This window comes from Marinicauda pacifica, assembly GCF_004793635.1.
Taxonomy (GTDB): Bacteria; Pseudomonadota; Alphaproteobacteria; order Caulobacterales; family Maricaulaceae; genus Marinicauda; species Marinicauda pacifica.
On the sequence record NZ_SRXV01000134.1, the window covers coordinates 1 to 300 of the forward strand.

Sequence of the window (300 nt, forward strand, 5' to 3'; positions counted from 1 at the left end):
CTTCTGGACGCTCTTGGAGTCCAGACGCTGGACCTGGAAGGGCGGGCGCGCCATCGCGGGTCGATCTTCGGCGGGCTCGGCCTTGACGCCCAGCCAAGCCAGAAAGGGTTTGAAAGCGCGCTGTGGCACGTGCTTTCACGGCTCGACCCGGAGCGGCCCGTCATCGTGGAAGCGGAATCCAGCAAGGTCGGCCTGCGCCCACTTCCCCCCGTGCTGTGGCAGGCGATGGAGGCGGCCCCGCGCATCGAGGTCCGTGCACCGGTCTCCGCGCGCGCCCGTCCCCTGGTCGAGGCCTATCCG

1 pseudogene is annotated in these 300 nt (G+C 70.0%); it reads left to right on the forward strand.

The window, feature by feature from the left end:
- Positions 1-300: pseudogene (locus E5162_RS14690) on the forward strand (tRNA 2-selenouridine(34) synthase MnmH); the annotation flags it as partial.